This window comes from Leptolyngbya sp. FACHB-36 (genome assembly GCF_014695955.1).
In the GTDB taxonomy this organism is placed as follows: Bacteria; Cyanobacteriota; Cyanobacteriia; order Leptolyngbyales; family Leptolyngbyaceae; genus FACHB-36.
The window spans coordinates 1-7,510 of sequence record NZ_JACJPG010000242.1 but is presented as its reverse complement, the minus strand read 5'-3'; the positions used below and the strand labels follow the sequence as shown (position 1 = coordinate 7,510).

Here is a 7,510-nt window from a genome sequence, read left to right as displayed (position 1 = left end):
GTTTGTGCCAGCAGGTGCAGCGATGCCAGCATTGACTCTAACCCTGCGTTGTAGGTTTCATCGAGAATGACGACGTCATTGGGCAAGTCGTAGCGCTGTGCCCGTCCACCAGGAAGGCTAACGCTAACGCCAGCGGCAAACAGGGACCAGTCGATTCCAAGCGTTTTTGCCACGGTAAGAGCAGCCAGATAGTTGAGAGCATTGTGCTGTCCAGCAAGTGGCAGTGGCAGATCGAGATTGCCGACTCGTAGACGATCGGTCCCAATCAGTTCTCCGAGAATGTCGCCGCCTTCCAAGCCATAGGTAAGCGTTCTGCCTGTCCAGACAGTTGCGGCGGTTTCCAGCAGCAGAGGATTATCGTGATTGAGGATAGCAATGCCTGTTGGTGGCAGGTTTGCCAGCAGTTCGCACTTCGCTTGGGCGATCGCCTCCTCGGACCCCAATCGACCAATGTGCGCTGTTCCCACATTGGTAATCACGCCAATATCGGGACGGGCAATTTGGCTGAGCAGCGCGATTTCTCCGGGTCCGCGCATTCCCATCTCGATAATTGCGTAATCATGCTCAGGTCCCAATCCCAGCAGCGTTTTTGGTACGCCAATCTCATTGTTGTGATTGGCTTGAGTCTTGAGCACAACGGGCGTAGAGCTTGGCGCGTGTGGATTAGGAACCGACAGAACTGCCGCGATCAGTTCTTTGGTCGTGGTTTTGCCAGCGGAACCCGTGACCGCAATGACGGGAATAGTGAATTGGTCACGCCACCAGCGGGCGATCGATTGGTACGCTTGAAGGGTGTTGGAAACTTGGAGCAGAGGCAGCGGGGAGTGCAGCGGCTCTGAGGTGTCTACGATTGCGGCGATCGCTCCCTTCTCTGCCGCTGTCTGCAAAAACTCGTGCCCATCGAAGGTTTCGCCTCGCAATGCTACAAACACTTCACCGGGCTTAAGGCTGCGCGTGTCCGTGGTGATGCCGCTTGCCTCAGTTGACAGGGCGGATACACCAAGAGGAACGGCGCCAAGAATTTCGACAAGATGGGCTAGGGTTGCATGGCAAGGCATGATGCACTGTCAGAGAGACTAGTGGCTATTGAACGCGATCGGTCTCCTCTTGGCAAGCATTGGTTTCCTTCGCGCCAGAGCAAATTCTAGCCCCCGCCTGCTAAAAGGATTTTCACATCATTTCACCAACCTTCACCACTTTTTGTTATTCTGGGTAAGGCTTGAAGCTGATAGTTTTTCCCCTCGGTCAGTGAAGAGCAACCGCGCGGATGTGGCGGAATTGGTATACGCGCACGTTTGAGGGGCGTGTGGCTTTGCCTTGCGAGTTCGAGTCTCGCCATCCGCATATTTTTAACTATAGCCATACGTTGTTCAGACTGAACAATGTATGGCTACAGCCATCACTTCGTCTCTATGTAACGATTTAAGCGGTTCGCCCAAACGATCGGGGTGGGTAAGGGTGCAGCGTTCCATAGCCACCACTTTAAACAGCTACTAGCAAATTAGCGCTGTACAAAAAAGCATCGCCCACCTGCAAAAGCTCGCTTTGAAGCAGTCGTTGCGCGTTTATTCAATACTGCGAACAAGCAGTTGATTCATGAAGTGATAAAAATTAGCAATGTCTACTATCTTTTACCAAGATAAAACGCTGAGATATAAAGAAGGCAACAATCAGCCAAGACTGTCCAATTTGGATTAACGTTAGTGCATACGGGATGAACAAGCTTTTTGCGCTTACTTGTTCACCCCTAATACGAGAAAGATACTTTCGCAATCAAATCCATCTACAGCGCTGTTATGGCTTGAATTAGTGCAGGAGAAATATCTACATCTGCCGTTGTTTTCTTGAACAAAACGCCTGCTAAGAAATAGACATTTCCAGAGAAGAATGCTTGCCGCTTTCTACGTAGTTCTATAATTTGCTGTTTCACTTTTGCTTCCGAGCTGTAGTAGCCAAACTTCAACGGAGTTAGCATGAAGTCTATGACTTTATAGCCGTGCTCTAACGCATGAAAGATGGTTCCTAGCGGATTTGAGTAGCTAGAGATCAACACCATTACGTTTGGGTAATCCAGCGTTAGCAGACGATTTGTAATAGCTGCTCCATCGATACCGCCATGCAGCAGTGGCATGCAAATATCATTGTCGATCGCAGGCAAGTAGGGTGGATTGGCAATCAAATACTGAGCTGATGGGTTGTCAGAACTAAAAAAGGACTGATTGCGAATAACATATTTGTGGTTCAAGCTGTATTGCTTAATTCTCGCTTGAGCAACTTCGCAAGCAGCTGCGTTTAAATCATATCCATAGACGGTACTATCAAATTGCGTACGTAAAAGCGAGTTGATTACAGGACTGCCGTCCCCACAGCCGAACTCCACGATATCGTCGCAATCTGCACAGGTGCTAAATACCAATCTCTCCAAACAATGTGAATAAAACTGTGATTCCTCAGGACAGAAGAATACTTCTGTTTCAGCGAACGATTTTGCAGAATCCTGTGCGCGTAGCAAAGTTCCAGTCAAGGTACTACCCTCACCTAAACGTAAATGTATAAATGCGAAATTGAAAAACCCGCGCGAGGAGTAGGAAGCAGTTTAGAAATCGCTCAGTTTCTTAGATCCCACAACCTAACTTCCTCCACCCTCTACTCTTCACTAGGCTGCTTATCGAACCGATGGCAACGGATCAGCGTGTTCACCTTGACGAATCGCCTGAACGACAGCGGCTCCCGCTCGATCGCCCATCAGCTTTTCTTGGTCATAGCCCAACACAATTTGCCACGCCTCATTGGGGTACATCTCCACTAGTGGCAGCGTCACGTCCTCCATCATCCAGCGACCGTGGCGCTCGTCCTCGTTAATGTGCAGATCCCAATAGCCCATTGCCGCGTCGGATAGCCCTAACCGCTTAGCTGCCGCCAGATAGTTCCGGTACGCAGCAGGACCCGCCACCTCAAAGTACGCCAAACCCCCGTTGTAGCGGAGAAAATAGCGCTTGCATTCAGTGAGCAAGAAATTGTGGTTAATACTTGCCAGTACTTGCCAGGGCACCAAATCAAAATAGGCTTCAGGCTGAGTACTGAGTCCCAATTCCGACAGCATTTGAGCGAAAAACGTCGAGTGCTTGCGAGACAAACGACCGTTGCCATACTCCTCTAGCAGCACCTTGACCAGCGTGCACTGGACAGCATTGGCGGCACCACCTAAGATTCGAGAGAGACGACTTGCCTCAATCAATCCATCAAACGACGCGATCGCTAATAGATAGCGGTAGCCTTCAAAGCTCATCTGCTCACGCAGGTAGCGGCTATCGGTAGACAGCGGTGGATCGAGATCGGCAGCGGCACGATCGCTAAGTGCTTGCTTAGCATCCAAGCGCTTCAGTCCGTCCACATCCAGATGCTTAGTTTCCCACTGTTGCCAGACTTGCTCAATCCGGTCGCGCAGTTGATGTAGATAGGGTGATCGCTCATTGGCGTAGTGCCGCAGATCGTCATACCAAAATAAGTTGAGCCGATTAATCCGATAGAGCACCCGTTGGATGAAATGATGCGCCGTGTCCGAACCGTTTAGCTGTCCGTAAGCTTCCTTAAATGCGATCGACAGAGCGGTGTCAACCTCATTCACTTCAGTAGCGTAAGCGTGAAGGTTCTTATCGAGATCCTCGGTTTCAATTAGTGTTGCTAGTAGCTGCTCTGCCTCATCATAGGGAGTCTGTACCCGTTGGGATGCTGGGATCAGGCTGTAATCGGCATCAAGACCCGAAACTGTCAGTAAGCTGCTCTGCATGTGTCTGCATTCATGCGTTGTTAATTTCCTTCATATCGTCTTTTATTTTGCGGCGACTAACATCTACTAAAGTGGTATATTTCGCCACCTAATTGGGATCTAAAGATAGAGTTACCTACCTTAAAACAATCTGCTGAAGTCGTTATCGCTACGTTCGTTCCAGGGAATCAGTCTAGAATGTTAAGAGATTCTAAATTTCTACTAGGAACTCTAAGAAATTGTTACGTTCCTTAACCAGATCGGTTACAACTGTCTAAGGTTCTCTTATCTTTCTTAGGACATATGTCCCAGCAGTGTGCTTTAGTCGAATCGGATTCAGCCTCGCTGCGACAGTTGCAGACGGAGAATGCTGAGCTACAAAAATTTTTAGCGGCGCAAACAGCCGTAGTGCGATCGCTGGAGCGCCGCGTAGGACGATCGCTGGAGGCAATGGGCGTTCATCTACAGTCCTTAGGTGATGGGCTACAAGGCCCAACCTATCGAACCCATTTAGACTCGGTGCAAAACGAGGTTGATCGCTTGTGCGACCTAATCGCAGACACATTAGTGTTGCAGAAGTTGGAAGCTGGCAAAGTTGACGTTCAACTGGAACGGCTTGATCTGTGTCTTCTTCTAGAGGCAGTTAGCCGCCATTTGCTCGGTCCAAAGAGCGGTCTGGTGCGTCTAGCTTGTGAGGTTTCGCCGTTTCTACCCTATGTCCTAGCAGATTCTGAACTCACGGAAGCCGTTCTCACGGATTTGCTGGCGAGAGGCTTGAAGTACTCTGACGCAAACGCTCCGGTTCTGCTGTCCGCCGAAAGCATTGGCGATCGTATCCATGTCTGCGTGACGGCACAGCGCTTTGCCCCAGAGGGCAACCGGGATTTTGCCACCGAAATTGTGCTCTGCTGTCGGCGGATTGAAGTGCAAAACGGCGAAGTCACCTGTCAGCCTCGCCCCGACGGGCTGCAAACCGTGACGATCTCCCTGCAAGCCTCCCCCTAAGTTTTCTCAGGCTCGATGTTACTAGCGTGACACGGGTGCAGGCAGGATTATTGATCTTGGCGCAATCGGTTTTGGAGCCGATCGAGGCTTTAGCGCAGGAAAAGGAATTCTTGCAGGAGCAGGAGCAAGAGGAATCTTTGCAGGAGCAGGAAGAGAAATTTTAGGAGATATCTTGTTTGCCTGAGCTGAAAGCGCTGCGGCTTTTGCTGACTGCCCCAGTGCTTTATATTCCGCCGCATTTGACCGTAGCTGTTCTGCCTTAAGCCACGTAGGTTTAAACGTCTGAACCATCTTCAGTGCGTCACCCAAACTTTGTAGCGCCTGTTTCTGCTCTCCCAGCAGCCTGTATTCTTTCGCAACTCTGCTTAGTAAGACGGCTCGACTACTTTTGGGAAAATCTGAAAGATACAGTCTTCCTGAAAAGGCAAGCTTTTCAGCCGCCAGTCTGTTGCAGCGAGTTGACTTCCAGCCAATGTTAATCGTTCCTAACAGGGCGATCGCCTGCTCTCTCTGATCGTCGGTTGTCAGATGGTCAATCAGGTCAACCGTGACCTGCTCTCTCTGATCGTCATCCTGAATTGCGCGGACCGTCTCCAAAGCGCGATCGCCCTGTCCAGACTTTGCCAACTCTTGTATAAAAACGGGGTTAGAACGATCGCGCAGAGAGAAATATCCAATGTTTTAACCTCGCCCACTGCGTAAGAGCAAGACTGCGTAAGATCAAGACAATGCCCTATTTCACGCACAACGCATGAAGCGGATTGTTTTAATTGCTGGGTTTGAATCCTTCAACGCCAAGTTGTACCGACACGCCGCCCAACTTGCTCAGCATCGCTGCCCAGAGCTAGACATTTGCGCGTTCAGCGATCGCGATCTTGCCAGCAACCCCGCTGAGATTGAAGCCGCGCTGCAAGGGGCGGATGTCTTTTTTGGCAGTCTGCTGTTTGACTACGACCAAGTGCTGTGGCTGCGCGATCGCGTCCGCCACATTCCCATCCGCCTTGTGTTCGAGTCCGCCTTGGAACTGATGAGCCTGACGCAGTTGGGCAAATTTGCCATCGGTGACAAGCCAAAGGGAATGCCGAAACCCGTACAGTTCATTTTGAGCAAGTTCAGCAGCGGACGCGAAGAAGACAAACTTGCGGGCTACCTCAGCTTCCTAAAAGCGGGACCCAAGCTGCTGAAATTTGTGCCGATCGGCAAAGTCCAAGACCTACGCAACTGGCTGATCATCTACGGCTACTGGAACGCAGGCGGAGCCGAGAACGTCGCCGCGCTATTTTGGACCCTTGCCGAAACCTACCTGGGATTGCGGATTGGCGAGATTCCAGCCGCGATCGAAACGCCCAACATCGGACTCTTGCACCCCGACTACTCCGGCTACTTTGAATCTCCCAAGCGGTATTTGGAGTGGTACGAAAAGAATTATGAATTAAGAATGATGAACGATGAATTAGACGACTCAATTCAAAATTCAAAATTCAAAATTCAAAACCTCCCGATCGTCGGCATTCTGCTCTACCGCAAACATGTCATCACCCAACAGCCCTACATCCCCAACCTGATCCGCGCCTTCGAGCACGCCGGACTGATTCCGCTGCCAATGTTCATCAACGGGGTGGAAGGTCACGTTGCCGTGCGCGATTTGATGACCACCCAGCATGAGCAGCAGCAGCGCCAGCAGGGAACCGTGACGACTCCATCGCTATCCAACGAAGCCGTAAAGGTTGATGCCATTGTTTCAACGATCGGCTTTCCCCTCGTGGGCGGTCCCGCAGGCTCGATGGAAGCAGGACGCCAAGTTGAAGTCGCCAAGAAAATCCTCAGCGCTAAAAACGTTCCCTACATCGTGGCAGCACCGCTGCTGATTCAAGACATCCACTCGTGGACGCGGCAGGGCATCGGCGGCTTGCAAAGCGTGGTGCTGTACGCCCTACCGGAACTCGATGGCGCGATCGATGCGATTCCCCTAGGCGGCTTAGTTGGGGAAGACATTTACCTCGTGCCCGATCGGGTCAAACGCCTCACCGATCGTCTGAAACACTGGATCAATCTGCGCCGCACTGCCCCTGCCGATCGTCGCATCGCCATTATCCTTTACGGCTTCCCGCCGGGCTACGGAGCCACCGGAACTGCCGCGTTGCTCAACGTGCCCCGATCGTTGCTCAACCTCCTGCACGCCCTCGAAGCCGCAGGCTACACCGTTGGCGACCTGCCTGAAGACGGCGAAGACCTGATTCGCCAAGTCAAAGCCGCAGACGAGGGAACAGGCTCTCTGCCACTCAGCACTCAGGATTCAGAATTAAAACCGGGTACCTCCGTCAACGTCCGCACCCTCGAAACCTGGCTCGGCTACCTCCGCACCTCCTGGATTCAGAAGAACTGGAAGTCTCTGACCGACACGGGCATCAAAACGTTGGGGGATGACTTTTGTCTCGGCGGCGTGCAGTTGGGCAACGTTTGGATCGGCGTTCAGCCACCACTCGGCATCCAGGGCGACCCAATGCGGCTGATGTTTGAGCGCGACCTGACGCCGCATCCGCAGTACGCCGCATTTTACCAATGGCTGCAGAAGGGATTTCAGGCGCACGCGATCGTCCACTTCGGCATGCACGGCACCGTCGAGTGGCTTCCGGGTTCGCCGCTGGGCAACACAGGCTATTCCTGGTCCGATACGCTGCTGGGCAGCTTGCCCAATCTCTACATCTACGCCGCCAACAATCCCTCCGAGTCGAT

General features: G+C 51.9%; 6 protein-coding genes and 1 tRNA gene. 3 read left to right on the top strand and 4 right to left on the bottom strand.

The window, feature by feature from the left end:
• The coding region (gene murF, locus H6F43_RS05905) for a UDP-N-acetylmuramoyl-tripeptide--D-alanyl-D-alanine ligase (protein WP_190341615.1) at positions 1-1,058 on the bottom strand (1,058 nt) is incomplete at its 3' end.
• A gap of 205 nt (positions 1,059-1,263) precedes the next feature.
• On the opposite strand from murF, the gene H6F43_RS05900 reads away from it, so the two are divergent.
• A tRNA-Leu gene (locus tag H6F43_RS05900) sits at positions 1,264-1,344 on the top strand.
• A gap of 439 nt (positions 1,345-1,783) precedes the next feature.
• Here the strand turns inward: H6F43_RS05900 and H6F43_RS05895 are convergent.
• Both H6F43_RS05895 and H6F43_RS05890 read right to left on the bottom strand, forming a co-directional pair.
• Positions 1,784-2,524 (bottom strand): methyltransferase, encoded by a 741-nt coding sequence (locus H6F43_RS05895; protein ID WP_190341613.1) that lies wholly within the window; start codon positions 2,522-2,524, stop codon positions 1,784-1,786.
• A gap of 141 nt (positions 2,525-2,665) precedes the next feature.
• Complete coding sequence (locus H6F43_RS05890; RefSeq protein ID WP_190341611.1) at positions 2,666-3,790, bottom strand: iron-containing redox enzyme family protein; 1,125 nt, start codon at positions 3,788-3,790, stop codon at positions 2,666-2,668.
• A gap of 282 nt (positions 3,791-4,072) precedes the next feature.
• On the opposite strand from H6F43_RS05890, the gene H6F43_RS05885 reads away from it, so the two are divergent.
• Positions 4,073-4,774 carry a HAMP domain-containing histidine kinase gene (locus tag H6F43_RS05885; protein ID WP_190341609.1) on the top strand — a complete coding sequence of 234 codons (702 nt, stop codon included), beginning with the start codon at positions 4,073-4,075 and terminating at the stop codon, positions 4,772-4,774.
• A gap of 21 nt (positions 4,775-4,795) precedes the next feature.
• Here the strand turns inward: H6F43_RS05885 and H6F43_RS05880 are convergent, their stop codons facing one another.
• A complete protein-coding gene (locus H6F43_RS05880) occupies positions 4,796-5,401 on the bottom strand; it encodes a hypothetical protein (RefSeq protein WP_190341607.1) in 606 nt (201 codons plus the stop codon).
• A 124-nt stretch (positions 5,402-5,525) separates the two neighbouring features.
• On the opposite strand from H6F43_RS05880, the gene H6F43_RS05875 reads away from it, so the two are divergent.
• On the top strand, positions 5,526-7,510 hold a 1,985-nt coding region (locus H6F43_RS05875), incomplete at its 3' end, for a cobaltochelatase subunit CobN (protein WP_190341605.1).